19 protein-coding genes are annotated in these 17378 nt (G+C 59.1%); 7 read left to right on the forward strand and 12 right to left on the reverse strand.

Annotation, left to right across the window (positions count from 1 at the left end; all coding sequences use genetic code 11):
* Positions 1 to 126 precede the first annotated feature (126 nt).
* Together MEB48_RS11670 and MEB48_RS11675 are read right to left on the reverse strand one after the other, a co-directional pair.
* Positions 127 to 651, reverse strand: coding sequence for a cyclophilin-like fold protein (locus MEB48_RS11670; RefSeq protein ID WP_237884386.1), 525 nt, complete (start codon positions 649 to 651; stop codon positions 127 to 129).
* A 34-nt stretch (positions 652 to 685) separates the two neighbouring features.
* Positions 686 to 1882: an MFS transporter gene (locus tag MEB48_RS11675; protein ID WP_237884387.1), complete on the reverse strand. Its 1197-nt coding sequence runs from the start codon at positions 1880 to 1882 to the stop codon at positions 686 to 688.
* 231 nt (positions 1883 to 2113) lie between these two features.
* On the opposite strand from MEB48_RS11675, the gene MEB48_RS11680 reads away from it, so the two are divergent.
* The 6 genes from MEB48_RS11680 to MEB48_RS11705 all read left to right on the forward strand — a co-directional run bounded on the left by MEB48_RS11680 (position 2114) and on the right by MEB48_RS11705 (position 8356).
* Complete coding sequence (locus MEB48_RS11680) at positions 2114 to 3046, forward strand: AraC family transcriptional regulator (protein ID WP_237884388.1); 933 nt, start codon at positions 2114 to 2116, stop codon at positions 3044 to 3046.
* An 88-nt stretch (positions 3047 to 3134) separates the two neighbouring features.
* A complete protein-coding gene (locus tag MEB48_RS11685; protein WP_237884389.1) occupies positions 3135 to 3590 on the forward strand; it encodes a (2Fe-2S)-binding protein in 456 nt (151 codons plus the stop codon).
* On the forward strand, positions 3590 to 5839 hold the full coding sequence (locus MEB48_RS11690) for a xanthine dehydrogenase family protein molybdopterin-binding subunit (RefSeq protein WP_237884390.1): 2250 nt from the start codon (positions 3590 to 3592) through the stop codon (positions 5837 to 5839). The genes MEB48_RS11685 and MEB48_RS11690 overlap by 1 nt, the downstream gene beginning before the upstream one ends.
* 90 nt (positions 5840 to 5929) lie before the next feature.
* Entirely contained in the window at positions 5930 to 6952 is a 1023-nt protein-coding gene (locus MEB48_RS11695; RefSeq protein WP_237884391.1) for an XdhC family protein, read from the forward strand.
* A gap of 190 nt (positions 6953 to 7142) precedes the next feature.
* Positions 7143 to 7856, forward strand: a complete 714-nt coding sequence (locus MEB48_RS11700) for an SOS response-associated peptidase family protein (RefSeq protein WP_237884392.1) — start codon at positions 7143 to 7145, stop codon at positions 7854 to 7856.
* A gap of 86 nt (positions 7857 to 7942) precedes the next feature.
* On the forward strand, positions 7943 to 8356 hold the full coding sequence (locus tag MEB48_RS11705; RefSeq protein WP_237884393.1) for a CBS domain-containing protein: 414 nt from the start codon (positions 7943 to 7945) through the stop codon (positions 8354 to 8356).
* A gap of 115 nt (positions 8357 to 8471) precedes the next feature.
* Here the strand turns inward: MEB48_RS11705 and MEB48_RS11710 are convergent, their stop codons facing one another.
* The 3 genes from MEB48_RS11710 to MEB48_RS11720 all read right to left on the reverse strand — a co-directional run bounded on the left by MEB48_RS11710 (position 8472) and on the right by MEB48_RS11720 (position 9906).
* Positions 8472 to 8726, reverse strand: coding sequence for a hypothetical protein (locus MEB48_RS11710; RefSeq protein ID WP_237884394.1), 255 nt, complete (start codon positions 8724 to 8726; stop codon positions 8472 to 8474).
* Between the two features lie 238 nt (positions 8727 to 8964).
* Positions 8965 to 9642, reverse strand: coding sequence for a type 1 glutamine amidotransferase domain-containing protein (locus tag MEB48_RS11715; RefSeq protein ID WP_237884395.1), 678 nt, complete (start codon positions 9640 to 9642; stop codon positions 8965 to 8967).
* 18 nt (positions 9643 to 9660) lie between these two features.
* Positions 9661 to 9906 (reverse strand): hypothetical protein, encoded by a 246-nt coding sequence (locus MEB48_RS11720; RefSeq protein ID WP_237884396.1) that lies wholly within the window; start codon positions 9904 to 9906, stop codon positions 9661 to 9663.
* A 112-nt stretch (positions 9907 to 10018) separates the two neighbouring features.
* Here MEB48_RS11720 and MEB48_RS11725 point away from each other — a divergent pair, with 112 nt between their 5' ends.
* A complete protein-coding gene (locus MEB48_RS11725; RefSeq protein ID WP_237884397.1) occupies positions 10019 to 10534 on the forward strand; it encodes an Hcp family type VI secretion system effector in 516 nt (171 codons plus the stop codon).
* A gap of 87 nt (positions 10535 to 10621) precedes the next feature.
* Here MEB48_RS11725 and MEB48_RS11730 read toward each other — a convergent pair whose 3' ends face one another.
* The 7 genes from MEB48_RS11730 to MEB48_RS11760 form a co-directional block, all read right to left on the reverse strand.
* On the reverse strand, positions 10622 to 11323 hold the full coding sequence (locus MEB48_RS11730; RefSeq protein WP_237884398.1) for a cyclase family protein: 702 nt from the start codon (positions 11321 to 11323) through the stop codon (positions 10622 to 10624).
* Between the two features lie 521 nt (positions 11324 to 11844).
* Positions 11845 to 12429: a hypothetical protein gene (locus MEB48_RS11735; protein ID WP_237884399.1), complete on the reverse strand. Its 585-nt coding sequence runs from the start codon at positions 12427 to 12429 to the stop codon at positions 11845 to 11847.
* An 86-nt stretch (positions 12430 to 12515) separates the two neighbouring features.
* Complete coding sequence (locus MEB48_RS11740; protein ID WP_185022158.1) at positions 12516 to 12689, reverse strand: hypothetical protein; 174 nt, start codon at positions 12687 to 12689, stop codon at positions 12516 to 12518.
* A 10-nt stretch (positions 12690 to 12699) separates the two neighbouring features.
* Positions 12700 to 12942, reverse strand: coding sequence for a hypothetical protein (locus MEB48_RS11745; protein ID WP_237884400.1), 243 nt, complete (start codon positions 12940 to 12942; stop codon positions 12700 to 12702).
* A gap of 63 nt (positions 12943 to 13005) precedes the next feature.
* Positions 13006 to 14076 (reverse strand): lipocalin-like domain-containing protein, encoded by a 1071-nt coding sequence (locus MEB48_RS11750; RefSeq protein ID WP_237884401.1) that lies wholly within the window; start codon positions 14074 to 14076, stop codon positions 13006 to 13008.
* Complete coding sequence (locus MEB48_RS11755; protein WP_237884469.1) at positions 14066 to 16537, reverse strand: ABC transporter permease; 2472 nt, start codon at positions 16535 to 16537, stop codon at positions 14066 to 14068. Before MEB48_RS11755 ends, MEB48_RS11750 begins: the two co-directional genes overlap by 11 nt.
* A 1-nt stretch (position 16538) precedes the next feature.
* Positions 16539 to 17207, reverse strand: coding sequence for an ABC transporter ATP-binding protein (locus MEB48_RS11760; RefSeq protein WP_095053535.1), 669 nt, complete (start codon positions 17205 to 17207; stop codon positions 16539 to 16541).
* Between the last annotated feature and the right edge of the window lie 171 nt (positions 17208 to 17378).

The following is a 17378-nucleotide window of genomic DNA, read 5'->3' on the forward strand; positions in this document are numbered from 1 at the left end:
TAATGACGCGGGTCGTTCAGATCGAGACACTGATCAATGCGAGCCGGCGACGCTTGGTAGTGCATATGGCGATTGGACTGACCGCTTCCGAAGCCCAATAAATAATCCGAAACACCAACACCCAAATTACTCGCTCACCTCTAAACGGACACTGAACTCCCCTTCCATCGCTGCAAGCTGCTCGATCCCTGAAATAAAACGGCCCAGGTGAACCAGATCTCGGGAGCTCTGAAAGCTTCGGTAGTACACCACCAAATTGCCCCATGGCGCATAGAGCGCAAAATCTCCCACGGATGGCTTTAGTCCGAACGGCGCCGCATCGGTTGAGACCTTACGAGGCGGATAAGCGATCTTCTCGACATTGTTGTGGTCACTGAACTTCAACGTGAGCGGCAACATGGACACAAGATCGCGGGTGGCCGGGTTGTCATTCAGCTCCACCACCGCCTCATGGCCTTCAAATTCGAGTCTGACCTTGGTCAGCGAGGTTGATCGGTTTGGTATGATAGGCACCTCTTTGCTCGTACCTTTCTGATCAGGGCTTTCGTGCAGCGATGAGCGCTCGGCCATGGCAGCAGGGCTTATCGATGCACAGATTAAAATCGTAGAGAGGCTCAGCCACACAGTGGATCGAGCGTTATTTTTTCTCATGTCCACCTCATGCGCTGAGCGTTTTCTGATCTCGTCAGGCTGTCGCGTTCGACTCGGGGAGATGAACTTCAGTGGCACTGCGACCAGCTAGCCAAGCGAGCACAGACGCGGCGACCAACACGGTTGCGCTCAGCTCGAACGTGGCTTTATAACCGCTCAGATCAAATGCCAGGCCGCCGATGACTGCCCCTCCTGCGATAGCCAGTTGGACAATAGCCACGAGCAAGCCTCCTCCGGCTTCAGCATCATCAGGGAGAGTTTGAGCCAGCCATGTCCACCATCCAACGGGCGCAGCAGTAGCGACCAGCCCCCATAGTCCGAGCAGCACTGCAGTCAGCAAAGGCGATGCGCCGAAGTCCACTAGAGCCAGCGCTATGACAGCCATTATCAGAGGTATAACCGTCAGCGTGCGGTAGAGCCAATTGCCAATGAATCTTTCGATCAGAAAGGTCCCGATGAAACCTGCAAGTCCCAGACCCAGCAACATGAAAGACAATGTTGAAACGCTGACGCCGGTGACGACCTCAAGAAATGGACGCAGGTACGTGAACAGCATGAACTGCCCCATAAAAAATACGCTGACGGCTACCATCCCCAATGCTACTGGCAACTGCTTCATCAGCCGCAGGGCGTTGCCGCTTCCTACGTGGCGCTCAGCCTTGAAGGATGGAAGACTTATCAGCAGCCACACGGCCGCCAGCGCTGCGACAGGAACAACACAGAAGAATGCGCCGCGCCACCCTATTAGCGAGCCAAGAAAGCTGCCCGCCGGAGCTGCGATTACCGTAGCGAGAGCGTTACCACCATTGACAATGGCCAGCGCTCGGGAAACTTGATCAGGCGGTACCAGACGCATTGCGGTCGCCGCCGACAATGACCAGAAACCGCCGATAGCTATGCCAATCAAGGCACGCCCAAGCATAAATGAGGGGTAGCCCGGCGCGAGCGCGACGACCGTACCTGACACGATCATCAGCAAGGTCAGACACAGGAGCAGCTTCTTGCGTTCGACGCGAGCGGCGATCGCTGCAATGACCAGGCTTGTGACCAGTGCGAATGCACCGGACACGGAAATACTCTGGCCTGCCTGGCCTTCCGTGATGTGCAGATCTGCCGCAATGGGAGTCAGCAGGCTGACGGGCATGAATTCTGAAGCGACCAAGGCGAATGCGGCCAACGACATGGCCAGCACGGCGCTCCAGCCGCGTTTTTCTGTAGAGCGAGAAGTCATTGGATCTACCTGTGGTGCGAAAAGCGTGTTGGTGTGATGCGCAGGCATTCAAGCAGTTTGTCGCCCGCATGCGCACTACCCCTGTAACAGTTCGACACATTCTCCCGGTCGATCCGCCTCTGCCCTAGTGCATTCCTCTTGAATGCTTGCCTGATCCTATGAGGATGCAGGGTGGTGGATAGGAAACGCCTGTTCAGCGGATTAGAGTTCGGTCAACAGGAGCGACCCGACATGATCAATACCACCCTGCGCCGTGAGTCACCTTTGGCGTTGAACATTGACCCGCGCGTGAGCGTACCGGGTGACTTCGCCACATCCATACCCGGCCTGTCGCTGTTTCGTCGCGACCAGCCGGCGCCCCCCGCCGTGTGCATGATTGAGCCGAGCCTGATTCTGGTGGGCCGTGGGGAAAAGCGGTTGTGGGTCGGTGGTGAGGGTTACAGCTACGATCATTCGCGGTTTCTGGTCACGTCACTGGATCTGCCAGCCAACTCCGAAGTGATTCTTGCCAGTCCCGAACAGCCCTGCGTCGGGCTGGTGCTGAAACTGGATGTCAGCATGCTCGCCGAGGTAATCACCAAGGGTGGCTTGCCTGCGAAGCGACATCAATCCATGGGTACAGGCGCCGGCATTGGCAACATGTCGTCCGCCCTGGAAGGCGCGCTCGATCGCCTGCTGGCATTACTCGATGAACCCGAGGCGATCCCGGTGCTGGCGCCGCTGATTCTGCGGGAAATCCACTATCGACTGCTCAATACCGATCAAGGGGCACGGCTGCGGCAGATCACTGCCGTCGATGGCCAGGGTTATCGCATCGCGAAAGCCATCGACTGGCTCAAGGTCAACTACACGGCTGCGCTGCGCATCGACGAGCTGGCGGCGCGGGTGCAGATGAGCGCACCTACCTTCCACCATCATTTTCGCCAGCTCACCGGCATGAGCCCGCTGCAGTACCAGAAGTGGCTGCGTTTGAACGAGGCCCGTCGGTTGATGTTGATGGAGCGTCTGGACGTCTCGCGGGCGGCGTTCGCCGTCGGGTATGAAAGTCCCTCGCAGTTCAGCCGCGAATATGGCCGCCTGTTCGGTACCGCGCCCAGTCGTGACATTGCGCTGCTGCGTGGACAGCCATTCGAGGCAGAAGCGCTCGGCAACGCGGCAAGTTGAGTGAAAGACAAGCTTTACCGGTGATGCGCCTCGCTGTGTGTCACAGCTTATAACAATGCACGTCAACCGATGATCAAGCGGGTGAGCCATGGAACTACGAATCAACCAGAAGACCTATCAGGTCGATGCCGACGCCGATACGCCCTTGCTGTGGGTGATCCGCGATGATCTGGGCATGACCGGTACCAAGTACGGCTGCGGACTGGCGCAGTGCGGCGCCTGCTCCGTGCTGGTGGACGGCAATGTGGTGCGCTCGTGCGTCACGCCGGTGGCCGGTGTGGTCGGCCGGGAGGTCACCACCATCGAGGCCATCGAGGCCGATGAAGTGGGCAAACGGGTCGTCTCGACCTGGGTCGATCTTCAGGTCGCCCAGTGCGGCTACTGCCAGTCCGGGCAGGTTATGGCAGCCACGGCGCTGCTCAAACAAAACCCCGAACCGAGTGACGCGCAGATCGAGGCCGCGATGGTCAATCTGTGCCGCTGCGGCACTTACAACGCCATTCATGCCGCCGTGCATGAGCTTGCCGGCAAGAGGGACGTGTGATGAACGTACGTATCGACCCTTCCCGGGAGGCATCAGCGCTTGCTCTGCACGATCCGGTCAATTTGTCGCGCAGACGTTTTCTGACCGGCACCGCCGTGGGCGCACTGGTGCTCGGCTTCGGCCTGCCGCTCGGTTCGACACGCGTGCAAGCTGCGGCTGCTGCGACCGCCGAGCGTGGCACGCAGGTCCCGGCGTTTCTGGAAATTCGCCCGGACAACCGCGTGCGTCTGCTGTGCCCGTTCATGGAAGGTGGGCAAGGTACGTTCACCGCGATGGCGCAGATCGTCGGTGAAGAACTGGATGCCGACCCGGCGACCTTCCTGGTCGAAGCCGCGCCGCCCGGCGAGGCCTATGTGGTCATGGACAACGGCATGCGCATCACCGGCGGCAGCATGTCGGTGCGCATGAGTTACCCGGTCATGCGCCGCCTCGGCGCGCTTGCCCGCGCCATGCTGCTGCAGGCGGGCGCAGAGAAGCTTGGGGTGCCGGTGGGCGAATTGACCACCGAACCTGGCAAAGTGGTGCATGCCGCGTCGGGCCGCTCGTTGGCGTACGGTGAATTGGCCGAGCGTGCGATGGATCTGCCGGTTCCCGATTCTGCCACCGTGCAACTGCGGGATCCGAGCCAGTTCCGCTGGATCGGCAAACCCGTTAAACGCGTCGATGCCTATGACAAGTCCACGGGCAAGGCGCTCTACAGCATCGATCTGAAGGTCGACGGCATGCTGCATGCCGCCGTTCAGCATGCCCCTCGCTTGGGTATGACGGTGGGCAACCTGCGCAACGAAGAGCAGGTCAAGGCTATGAAAGGCGTTCATTCCGTGCATCGTCTGCCTGGTGCCGTGGCGGTGGTCGCCGAGCGCTGGTGGCACGCAAAACGTGCCGTGGAGGCGATTCAGGTCGACTGGCAGGAGCCAACGCTCGACAGTAAAGTGCGGCCGATGCCCGCAGACTTTTCCAGCGATGACTGGCTCAAGCGACTCGCTAACGAAAAGGGGCCAGCCAGGGATGACCAAAACCAAGGGGACGTTGCTTCGATTCTTACTGATGCCAAGACCCGGATCGACGCCACTTACCACAACCAATACCTGAACCACGGGCAGTTGGAACCACCTTCTGCGCTGGCCAGATTTAATCCGGACGGTTCGCTGGAGGTCTGGCTGCCTAATCAGGCGCCGGACATGTTCCGTGCGGACATAGCCAAACGCACGGGTCTGGATCCGTCTCGCATCACATTGCATTCGCCACTGCTGGGTGGATTCTTCGGTCGGCATTTCCTCTACGACTCAGCCAGTCCCTATCCCCAGGCGATCGAGTTGTCCAAGGCGGTTGGCCGCCCGGTCAAACTGATCTGGAGTCGAGAGGAAGAGTTCCTGCGTGACGTGCTCCGTCCCGTTGCAGCGGTCAATTTCCGCGCCGCACTGGATAACGACGGCTGGCCACTGGCAATCGAAGCGATCAGTGCCACTGAAGGTCCTACTGAGGCCATCGCGGGCAAGCAGGGTGAAAAGCTCGACCCCACGGCGCTTGAAGGGTTGTCGGGCAAGTCCTACGCCATCCCCAACAAGCGGATCGCGCAGATCTACGTCAAAGGCCCGGCCATGTTGGGTTACTGGCGCTCGGTGGGCAATTCCCTCAACGACTTCTTCTATGAATCGTTCCTTGACGAACTGGCCGACAAGGGCGGCAAGGATCCGTTCGAACTGCGCCTGCATTTGCTTCGTGACAACAAGCGGCTGACCACACTGCTGCAGGCGGTGGGTGAGCTGTCGGGAGGCTGGAAACGCGGGCCGTTTACCGCCGAGGACGGCACCAGACGGGCGCGAGGCGTGGCGATGGCTTCGCCGTTCGGTACACAGACGGCCGTGATCGCCGAGGTGTCCATCGAGAACGGACAGGTCAAGGTGCACGATATCTGGCAGGCGATTGACCCCGGCAGCATCGTCAACCCGGCGATTGTCGAAGCTCAGGTCAATGGCGCCGTGGCGCTGGGGCTGTCTCAGACGCTGGTGGAGGAGTCGGTGTGGGTTGATGGCAAACCCCGGGCTCGCAACTACGACTTGTACCCGATCCTGCCGCCTGCGCGGATGGCACGGGTACACGTTCGTGTCGTCGAGAGCGGGGAAAAAATGGGCGGCATCGGTGAACCGCCGTTGCCCGCCGTCGCGCCAGCCGTCGCGAACGCGGTGGCTACGCTGACGGGGCAGCGGGTTCGAAGCCTGCCCATGAGCCGACACACCTTCACCTGATCAGCGCCGGAGCGTCCATGAATAACAGCCTGGCAGCGTGTCGTGGCTGCCGGTATGCATCATCCTGCACATGCGCTAGAGGAGAGCTTGATGGAAAGCATCGACTTGCTGGTACTGCGCACCGCGCGAGACTGGCTCGCCGCCGGAGAGCGTGTGCTGCTCGCCACGGTGGCGCGCACATGGGGCTCTTCACCGCGCCCGACAGGGTCGATGATGGCCTTGCGTAACGACGGTCGGATAGTGGGCAGCGTGTCCGGCGGCTGCATCGAGGACGACCTGATCCATCGCTATACCACGGCCCATGGTGGGAGTGGCTTGAGGGACAGCGCACCGGAAGTGGTGCGCTATGGCGTCAGCGCTGATGATGCGCATCGATTCGGCTTGCCCTGCGGCGGCACGCTTGAACTGATCCTCGAGTTCAGCCCGTCCTGGCATTTGCTGGATGAACTGCTGGTCCAGTTGGATGCCGGGCGGCTTGTTCGTCGCTGCTTGGCATTGGCGTCCAGTCAGGTCACGCTCGAACCCACTGCGACACCGGAGCAATTCAGTTTCGACGGCCAGCAGATGCTCAACACCCTGGGGCCAGGGTATCGGATGCTCATGATCGGTGCCGGCGCGCTGGCCGAGTATCTGGCCACCATGGCGTTGTTCAACGGTTTCAAGGTAGCGGTTTGCGATCCACGTCCGGAATACATCGAGACTTGGGCGGTGAATGGCGTGGAGCGAATCGTCGGCATGCCCGATGACGTGGTCCGCGACTTCGCGGTCGATCTGAGAACCTGCATCGTCGCCTTGAGTCATGATCCCAAACTCGACGATCTCGCACTGCTCGAAGCCCTCCACGGCCCGGCGTTTTACATCGGCGCCATCGGCTCGCGGCGCAACAGCCAGCTACGCCGCGAACGCCTGATTGAGCATTTTGGTGAGACCCAGGCGTCACTTGAGCGTCTGCACGGGCCGATCGGCATCTACATTGGCAGCAAGACGCCTGCGGAAATAGCCGTCAGCGTGATGGCCGAGATACTTGCAGCCAAGAACGGCGCCAGCTTGCCGAGTGAGTTCAGTGTCGCCCAAGCTAAACATTCCATTGAATCTGTAGCCTCATCATCGTAGGCCTGCGCCCGATCAATTGCCCTTCCTGTAACACCCGTCGAAATTGTCGTGCAGTTGCTCGATCTACTGACACCGATCAGGTTTACAGACCACTCAGCGTGAAGCCGAGCGTTGCCTTGCGGGTTAGATAACCTGATAGATCGCCCTGAAACTATTGTCTAAGCTCAAGGTTCAGCATGAGGACTCAGCCATGTGCGGACGACTTTCGCAGTATCGAGGTGTTCACGAGTTCGTGGCGGCGCTGAGCATGCCCAACGCCCTGATCAACAATGCTGGCGATCAGCCGTTAGCCCTCTACAACGCCGCGCCGTCCACTCAGCTCGCCCTCCTCCACGAGGAAAGCGGCGTGCTGCACGTGGACAGGGTTCGTTGGGGCTGGCGACCGCGCTGGGCCAGGGATCACGCGACTCCGATCAACGCCAGGGTTGAGAAAGTCGCCCATGACCCATTCTTCAAGTCGATATGGCCGCACCGGGCAATTATCGCCATCGACAACTGGTTTGAATGGGTTTACGAGGGCGGTCCGAAGAAACAGCCGTACCTGATTCGTCGCAAGGATCGGGCGCCGATCCTGTGCGCCGCGATTGGTCAGTATCCAAGGTACGAAAATGAACCGGACGAGCATGACGGCTTCGTGATCATCACTGCGGACAGCGAGGGCGGCATGGTGGACATTCACGACCGTCGGCCAGTGACGTTCAATCCTGAACTGGCGCGGGAATGGCTTGATCCGTACACACCCAAGGAGCGTGCCGAACAGATGCTCCTGCAGCAAGGCGAACCTTGCGATGCCTTCGAATGGTTCAAAGTGGACCTGGCTGTGGGCAATGTGAAGAACCAGGGCTCAGAACTGATAGAGCCTGTCGAGGACCCGCGCACATGCCCACCCAGTCCACCACGATAAAACAATCTGAACCCGCACTTCCCCTCCCAGTCGAAAAAATTGGCAGCCCTTAATCACTGAAGCATCACTTTAAAAGGAGTCTTTTCATGAAGATTTCGGAAGTCATGACGAAAGATGTTTTAACCGCCAAGCCAAACCAGACGATCCAGGAGGCCGCGAACATGATGGCCAGGATCGATAGCGGCGCCATTATGGTTGAGGAGCAAGAGCGTCTGATTGGCATGATCACGGACCGGGATATAGCCATTAGAGCCGTAGCCGAAGGACTCCCCGGCAAAACCCCTATCAGTAAAATAATGACCGGCGGCATCCGCTATTGCTTCGAGGATGAAGACATAGAGCATGTGGCTAAAAACATGGCGGACGTGCAACTGCGTCGCCTGCCCGTGCTCAATCGAGACAAGCGTCTGGTTGGCGTTGTGTCACTGGGAAACATTGCCAGCACTCGGTCTCAATCCGCCGCTGCTACTGTTTTGCGCGGAGTGGCGCAGGCCCATTGAACGGCTGTTTAAACGCTCCTCAGGAGTAGAGTCCCCATGGATCCGGCACGCTCGCCTGGCCTGGAATCCCGTTCGACACCAGGCTTTCGGGGTCAGGCGAGTCCTTCTGCACACATCAGTCCGGCTCGATGAGCAGGTCTTTGTCATCCGGACCGAGTGCCGGCTCCTGATCCTCCAACTTGCCGGTTTCACGCTTCTTTTTAAGCCGGGTTCGGGCACGCTCAGTGTCATAGGTCTTTCCTTCGGCCAAGGCGTTCAGGGTTGATGAAATCCGATAGAAACCACCACACGGCTCACAATGAATACGCAAGCCGCCCCCAAACGAAAGATCTTCCAGCGCACTGGTGTTTCCACACAGCGGACAGTTCATAGGCACCTCCTGACCATTCAGCTATGGCCGCTTTCAGCCCGCCAATACGCTGACAACCTGGATAGGTATGAGTGACGAATAGCGGGGACATGTTGATATCGACATGGACTATCCATGGAGGTTGCTTGTTTTTCGGTAGGAGCTGGCTTGCCGGCGAAAGCGGCCTCACGTCATGCACCGCCTATGAACACGCCTTCGCCGGCAAGCCGGCTCCTACGGGGGCTACGATCTTTTGATCTTATTTCAGCTTCGCCAACAACGCCTTGGCGGTTGCTTCAGACGAGGCCGGGTTCTGACCGGTCAACAACAAACCGTCCTCGATTACGTAACTCGCCCAATCATCGGCCTTGGAGTAAATCCCACCGCTGGCCTTGAGCATGTCCTCCACCAAGAATGGCACTACGTCCGTCAGCTGCACAGCGGCTTCTTCGGAATTGGCGAAGCCCGTCACGCGCTTGCCTTTGACCAAGGGCTGGCCATCCTCATCCTTGACGTGGCGCAACACCCCCGGCGCATGACAGACCGCCGCCACTGGTTTGCCCGCCTTGTAAAACGCTTCGATCAGCGCAATTGAAAAGGGGTCTTCAGTGAGATCCCACAGGGGGCCATGCCCGCCTGGATAGAAAACAGCGTCGTAGTCTTCAGACCTCACGGTGCTCAACAACCCGGTAGACGCTAATGCAGACTGGGCAGCGGAATCTTTTCGAAAGCGATCGGTAGCGGCGGTTTGCGCGTCTGGCTCATCGCTTTTAGGGTCCAAAGGTGGCTGGCCGCCCTTGGGTGAAACCAGGGTCAACTGCGCGCCAGCGTCCTTGAAGGTGTAATACGGTGCGGCGAATTCTTCGAGCCAGAAGCCGGTTTTCTTACCGGTGTTACCCAATTGATCGTGGGACGTTAAAACCATCAGGATTTTCATGTCGTTCTCCACTCGATTTCAGGATTGTTCAGTGACCTCGGCGCTGGATTTGACCTTCGGGTAGCGCTGTTCGTTGCGATGATTGCTCATGGCCTTGATGCGCAAGAAATTGCTCAGTCGCTCATCCCAAAAGCCCCCGCAACCAGGTTTAACAAGACCTCCCGCCGAGTACGCAAGAAGTTGCGCGGTGGTGCGCAGCTTCTTGCGCTCTTTTTCAGGTGTTCCTTGCCGAAAACCCTCTCGGCGCTTTAAAAAACGCTTCAACCATCTGATTTATATAGCTTTCAGTATTTCTGGCACGGTCCTTGAGAACAGTCAGGCACCCACCGGGCAATACTGCCTCCCGGGCACCTAACTTTCAGCAAGGAGCGCATCCATGGCTACACCAGCGTATATGTCCATTACTGGCGAGAAACAAGGCCTGATCACTGCCGGCGCGTTCACCGCCGACTCCATCGGCAACGCCTATCAGGAGGGTCATGAAGACCAGGTCATGGTTCAGGCTTTCAGCCACGACGTGATCATCCCGCGCGACCCACAGTCCGGCCAACCGACCGGTCAGCGCATACACATGCCAGTCGTGATCACCAAGGTCTATGACAAGTCTTCGCCATTGCTGCAAGCGGCGTTGACCTCCGGCGAGCGCATGAGCGAAATCGTTATCCAGTGGTATCGCACCTCGGCTCAAGGCACCCAGGAGCACTACTACACCACCAAACTGGAAGACGCGATCATCGTCGCCATCAACAACAAAATGCACAACTGCCAGGATCCGTCGAACTCGCACTTCACGCATCTGGAAGAAGTGCAGTTCACCTACCGCAAAATCACCTGGACCCACGAAGTATCCGGTACTTCGGGTTCCGATGACTGGCGCGTTCCGGTCGCCTGATCCAGGCCGACCGTCTCAAGCATCGGCCAGCTCTGCTGGTCGATGTTGTTTGGGTCACTCAAGAAGCATCTCAAATTGAAAATGGACTCAGGGCACAAACGCCATCACGGAAACAGGAGAACCGGATCCCTCTTTCAGTCGAAGCACGCCAATGACCAATGTCGTGCCTTTCGCGGGTAATTGATCGAGGTTAGTCAGGCACTCCAGGACAATGCCCTCTCTCGCCAGAATCTGGCTGTTGGTGGCGTAAGTCGTGTTCTGCCCTGGATCAGCTCCGTGCGTATCGATACCGACACCGGCTATCCGGCGTTCTTCAAGCAGAAACTTTGTCGTCGCGGCCCCCACACCGGGGAAGTGTGGCCCGCTTGCATCTTCATTGATAAAACGCTTGGGATTGTCCCACAAGGCTTGCCATCCCGTATAAAACAGCACAACAGAACCTTGGTCGATGCGCCCATGAGTCTGTTCCCATTGCTCGATGTCCTGGATGCCAATCACATAGTCCGGGTTGTTCCGGGACTGGGTTCGAATATCAATCACGACGGCCAGCCGCACCAGCGATTCTGGCTTATAGGCATCAATCCCAATGGCAGTGGGGTGAAAACTATTAGGCGCGTTCATATGGGTTGCACTGTGCTCACCCATGCTGAAACGCCGCAGGTAATAACCGTCTTTTTCCTGTGAGGCCACCACATCGAATGTCACCGGCGGGTCGTCAGGCCAAAGTGGAATGGACGGGCTGATGATATGGCTAAGGTCGATGACCTTTCGAAACTGAATACTCTGCATTCCTTTGACGTCCTTATTCTCTGCGAAACTTTTAGCGACGCCGACCGTTAGCAAAGCGGCCAGCAGCCTATGGATACCCGCTTAAGACAGCTCTGTTTTGCTTTGATATCGGAGAGTATCAATATTGATCGCTTCAATGCATCACCGTAACCGTCCGGGATCCAGACCGCGATCATCCATCGCTTTAAACCTATCCAATAAAAATGGGCGACCTCAAGGTCGCCCATTTTTATATCCGAAACTTTAAACATCACCTCCCGGAGAAGGTGTTCGCCCAGTGTAATGGCCTGGCAATCCATGCACCGGTAAAGAGCCCTGACACCGGGCGAACGGGAAAGATTTTAATGGAATTTGGCCGATATGTCCTAGTGTATAAACATGAAATTTATGCACATATTATTTCGTAAGATTTTGCTTACATAACCCATACAACCCTCTTAAAACTCACGAGCCAGGCCATTAAAACTGATTGTTCTTATACAACAATCTGCCCAAGAACAATCAATTCGTACAAGTAATGATCAGCTTGGGTGCTGAGTGGTCACTTTCAGCACATCGGTATAGGTCACTACCACGCTCTGCCCTACTTTCAGATCTTTCAATTTCGCTTGGACTTCAGGCCTTTCGACGTTGACGGTTTTGGTTTGGCCGGCCGGGTTCTGGAAGGTCACCTGGTTTTTCTTCAGGTCGATGTGAGTGATTTTCAGTTGGACCTGTACCTGACGGTAGGCTTCGCCGCCGGGGTTGGGATTGTCTTTGGTGGCGCGGATTTCGCCAGTGCGTTCGATGGAACCTGGCAGGCCTTTGTCGACGTCGGTGTCGAGGTAGGCCGCGACGGAGCGAATCACTTCGACGTTGACCTGATCGCCGACTTTCAGTTTGCCGAGGTTTTTGGCCTTGTCGCTGAGTTGTATATGAACCTGCCGACCTTCGGCACCTTCAAGGACGACCTGGTGTTTGGCGGCGTCGACTGCCAGGACTTTGGTGACGACCTGATCGGCTTCCACGGCGGCGGACAGCGGGATGTCGGCGGCGACGGCGCTGAGGCTGGCGGTGGACAGGAGCGTGGCGAGGGCGATGGCTTTGGTCAGTGCGTTGAGCTTCATAAGCGGTACATTCCCTGTGATGGATGGCAGCAGACGGCTTTAAAATCCGGGTTCGGCGCGTCCGTGCCGATGAGCATAGACGCTGTTCAGGGAGTGTTCGCAGTTTCTTGCGCGGTGGACTCTCCGCTGTCTGTGCCCTTACCGCTTTCCTTGCGCCGGGTCGGGTCGGTGGGGCGCAGGGCGTCGTTGTCGCGCTCGACTTCGCCTGGTGGCCGGGGTTCGTCGGGGTTTTCCGAGGGGGTGGTCGGTTTGCGATTCATGGGGTTTTCCTCAGGCTTCGGGATCATTGACTTCGTGGGCGACGTTCACGGCCGGCGAGTCTTTGTGGGATTGATCGGCCTTGGCTTTGAGGATCTGCCATTGATCGAGGTCGATGGCGCCCTGCCCCAGCAGATCGTCGGCGATGCGCAACAATTCGCTGTAATGCACGTCGGGAGATTGCTGCCAGTAGGCCTTGTCTTCGAACAGCCGCTGCCAGGTGGCAAGGGTGGGCGGTTTGAGGTCGTCGCTCATGGCGGGCTCCCGTGAAATGGGCTTCATTACGTAGGAAAACGGCGTGGCGCCGAGAGTTCCGGGTCAATACCCGGTCATTTCCAGATACCCCTGCCCGCCATGGCTGCCGCTGAGCCGCACCGGCCCTTCCCAATAGGGAATGCGCAAGTCCATCCAGGCCTTGGGGTTGAGGGCATCGATCGTGATATCGAGTTGCCTGGCGGGAATGTTGATCGACCAGCGTACAGGCATCGGACGCCCTGCCACGTTGGCGGTGTCTTGCGGTGTGAGGCGAATGTCATCGGCCTGCAACAACTGCGTCTGCCCTTGGGCATCGATCCAGGTGCCAGTGAGGTACGGCGCGCCGTCCTTTTGCCGCATGCGGTAGAGCATGACCTGTTCGCCGCTGTCCAGGTGCAGGGAGAACCAGTCCCAACCGGTTTGATTGGCGGTCAGGGGTTGGCTGCTCCATTCGCGGTCGAGCCAGGCCGGGCCGCTGACCGTGTAAGTTTTGCCGTCGATTTCCAACGTGCCGCTGGCCTGGAAAAACGGCTGGCTGTAATAGTACGACGCCTGTCCTTGTTCGGATTTCTGGCTGAAGCCTTTGTCGCCCTGAAGCACCAGTGGACGTGTGGAAGTCAGTCGCAATTGGTAGCCGAAGGACTTGTCGCGCGCGCTGAGTTGCAGGTCCGCCAGAGGATCTTCAGCGGTGGCCTGACTGCTGAAATGCCAATCATCGATCCATGCCTTGAACGGCGCCAGGCTCACGCCGGCCTGACCGACGCCGCCTCGGGCGTAGCGTTCGGCGGCATGGTGCACCGTGGCGGAAGTCACCGCCGCATGGCCCAGCCAGATAGTCTGATTGCTCCAGCCGGATTGTTCGGGAGTCGCTTTCAAGGCGCTGCGAAACAGCGTCCATTGCGCGCCGAATTCCTGGCCCTGATCGTCCTTGAGATTGGCCGTGACATACCACCATTCGATGCGAAAGCCATCGTGGGGGCCGTGGTCCGCCGGGAAATTGAACACTCGCCCAGGCACCACCGGGGTAAATGCCTCGGCCTGATGGCCGAGGCCGGCGAAGCCTTTTTCCGGCGCGGGCGTGTTGTCGCACCCACTCAGCAGCGCCATTAACAACACGCTGACCTTAATCTTCATGAGCAAACGTCCTCAGCAGATCCGCCGGTTGCGTGCGATACAGCGAGTACAACGGCCATGCTGAAGCGAGCAATGTTGCGAGCAACGCCAGGCCCATCAACTGCAACAATTGCAACGGAAACACCCGCAATGGCAAGCGCCAGCCGAAGGCCTGAACGTTGATTACCGTGTCCAGGCACCATGCCAATGCAATGCCCAACGGCAATGCCAGCACCAGCGTCAACACCGCCAGCAACCAGGTTTGCCCCAGGTTCAGCAGCATCAACTGGCGTCGCGTCACGCCCAGAGCCCATAGCGGTGCGAGTTGTCCGAGGCGGCTCTGGCTTTGGGTCAGCAGGCTGATAAACAACGCCACACCCGCGACGCAAAGCGTCAGGCTGTTGAGCGCGGCGGTGGCGGCGAAAGTGCGTTCGAACACTTGCGTGGACCAGCCCTTGAGCCGGGCCTGATCGACGATGCGGCTGTCGTCCAGGGCGAAGCGGGTTTGCAACGCGGTCAGGAATCCAGGAATCGATGCCGGGTCGATGCGCAGGTTGAATCGGTTGGGCGTCAATTGTGGCCAGCCGCGCAACAGATGATTGATGTTGACCAGCAAGTGCCCCTTGGGATTGCCATAGTCGGCATAAATCCCGACGATCCGTGGCGACCATGGGCCATTCGGTGTGGGGATCGTCAGGTGATCACCAAGGCGTACCTTCAGCCGCCGGGCCAGTTGCTCGCTGAGCATCAGTGCGTCGTCCTTGGCCAGTCGATCCCAAGGGTTGTCGCCCAAGGCTTCCAGCAGTGGCCAATGCTGACGATACGTCGGGTGATCGATCACGCCAAAGATGTCTGCCGGCCAACCCTGCAACTGGATCGACACTTGCCAGTTCGGCAGCACCGCGGTGACTTGGGGTTGTTGTTTGAGCCAGGTGTGCAGTTCTCGAGCCTGGGCGGGATTTTGCGGATTGAGGTACAACTCGGCGGTCAGGCGTTGTTCGAGCCAGTTGCTGAACGTCTGACGGAAACCGGCGGTCATGCTGCCGGCGCCGATGTTCGCCGCCAGCGCCAACAACAGCGCCATCAAGGCCAGGCTCAGGGCCGGCAGTTGTTGACGGCAGTCGGCGAGAAACCATTGGCCGAGCACCGAACGACTGCGCCCGAGCACCCAGTCGAGCACGCTGTTCAACACCACCGGCAAGGCCAGTGCGGCGCCGATCAACAAGGCGGCCATCAGCACGAAACCGCTGCTCAGGCTGTCGCCGAAGATCAACGCCAATAACGCGATCACCGCGGCCATCGCGGCGACCCAACCCTGGCGCCGCAACCAGCGCGCGTGAGCCTGATGCCAGGCCTGCGGCTCGGCCAACGCCAGCAACGGCAAACGCGCCGCCCGCAGCAAACTGTTGGCGCCGGCCAGCAAGGCGCCGAACAGGCTCAGGCCGATACCGCTGAGCCACCACAACGCACTGAGGTTCAACCGCCCCGGCACTTCGGCGCCGTACAAGCCGCGCAGGCTGGCGGCGACATCTGGCAACAACACACCCGCCAACAGGTAACCGCTGACGACGCCGGCGATACCACCGATCAGCGCCAGGCCACCCAGTTCGACGGCAAGGCAGGCAATCAGCATGCGGGCGCTGACCCCACAGGCGCGCAGAGTTCTGAGCAAGCTTCGGCGTTGCTCCAGCGCCAACCCGATCGCCGCGTGAACGATAAACAGGCCGACCACAAACGACAGAAAGCCCAAGGCATCGAGGTTCAGGTGAAAGCTCTCGGTCAGGCGCGCGAGATTGTTTTCTTCGCCGCTGCTTTTGAACTGAAGCTGACCCTTGAACTGATCAGGCAGGGTCGCGGTGAAGTCCTTGGGCAGCAGCAGCCGTGACAATTGATCCGGCAATTGCAGAATCTGCTGGGCGAAGCCGATGTCCACCAGCAACACGCCGGGCGCCATGTCGGTCTGGGCACGCAGCGGCGGCAAGGTGACTCCGCTCTGGGCCACCGGGGTTTGACCTTCATGCAAGCCCAACACCTGCAAAGTCTGCGGTGAAATCCAGGTGCTGCCCGGCGGGGTGAAAAACTCGACAACCTGTTCGATCGGCAACGACTGCCCGGCCACTGCGGAACCGGCCGGCAGCGACACCGGTTCAATCCCCATCAACTGCAAGCGCTGGTCTTCATGGCCCTTGAGCGTCACCCGGCCTTGCAACACAGGCGATACCGGCCAACCCCCACGACGCAGGTCGACAAACACTTGCTGGGAAAACACCCCACCGCCGAGTGCAGTGAGACTGGCTTGCGGTGCGCCGCCGATCAGCTGACTGGCCCTGGCGTAGCTTTCTCGCGCCTGGCTGTTCAGCGCTTGCACGCCAGTCAGCAGACTGGTGGCGAGCCAGAGCCCGGTCAGCACGCTGAAAAATTGCACCGGATGCTGCCGCCAATGACTGAGCAGTGCCCGCAACGTTTCGCGGAAAACCCGCACCTCAGCGCTCGTCCGCGCCAGCCAGACGGCCACCGTGCAGCACCACTTTGTCTGCCAACCGTGCGGCAACCCGTGGGCTGTGAGTGACCATCAACAACGTCGTCGGGCTGTCATCGAGCAGTTCCAGCAACAACTTCAACACCTCATCGCTGGTGGTTTCATCGAGGCTACCGGTGGGCTCGTCGGCCAACAGCAGTTTCGGTTGCGATGCCAAGGCGCGACCCAGAGCGACGCGCTGCTGTTGCCCGCCGGACAGTTGCTCCGGATAGCGCCGCAGCAAATCCTGCAACCCAAGACGTTGCACCAGATGCGCTTGCCAACGCGGATCGTGGCGCCCGGCCAGACGCGCCTGAAACGCCAGATTGTCTTCGACGCGCAAACTGCCGATCAGGTTGAACTGCTGGAACACCAGACCGATTTCGGTCCGCCGCCAGTTGGCCAGTTGGCTTTCGGTCATCTGCTCCAGCCGATGCTCGCCGCTGCGGATGCTGCCACGGTCGACCTTGTCCAGTCCGGCGATCAGGTGCAGCAAGGTGCTCTTGCCACTGCCCGACTCGCCCATCAGTGCCAGGCTGCTGCCGGGTTTCAACGTGAGGTCGACGCCTTGCAGCACGGGTAATGGGCCTTGGGGGGTAGCGTAGCTTTTGAAGACGCCCTGGACGTGAAGCATGAAGGGAAACTCTTTTGATGAGTGGGGGCAAGGGTAGAGAGTACACCCGATAATCTCGGGTTGAATGGTCTGACGTCTTCGCGGGCAAGCCTCGCTCCTACAGGTATGCGTCAGTGCAGGATATTGCGATCCGTAGGAGCGAGGCTTGCCCGCGAAGAGGCCCGCTCAATC

This window comes from Pseudomonas sp. PGPR40, from assembly GCF_022014505.1.
GTDB lineage: Bacteria > Pseudomonadota > Gammaproteobacteria > Pseudomonadales > Pseudomonadaceae > Aquipseudomonas.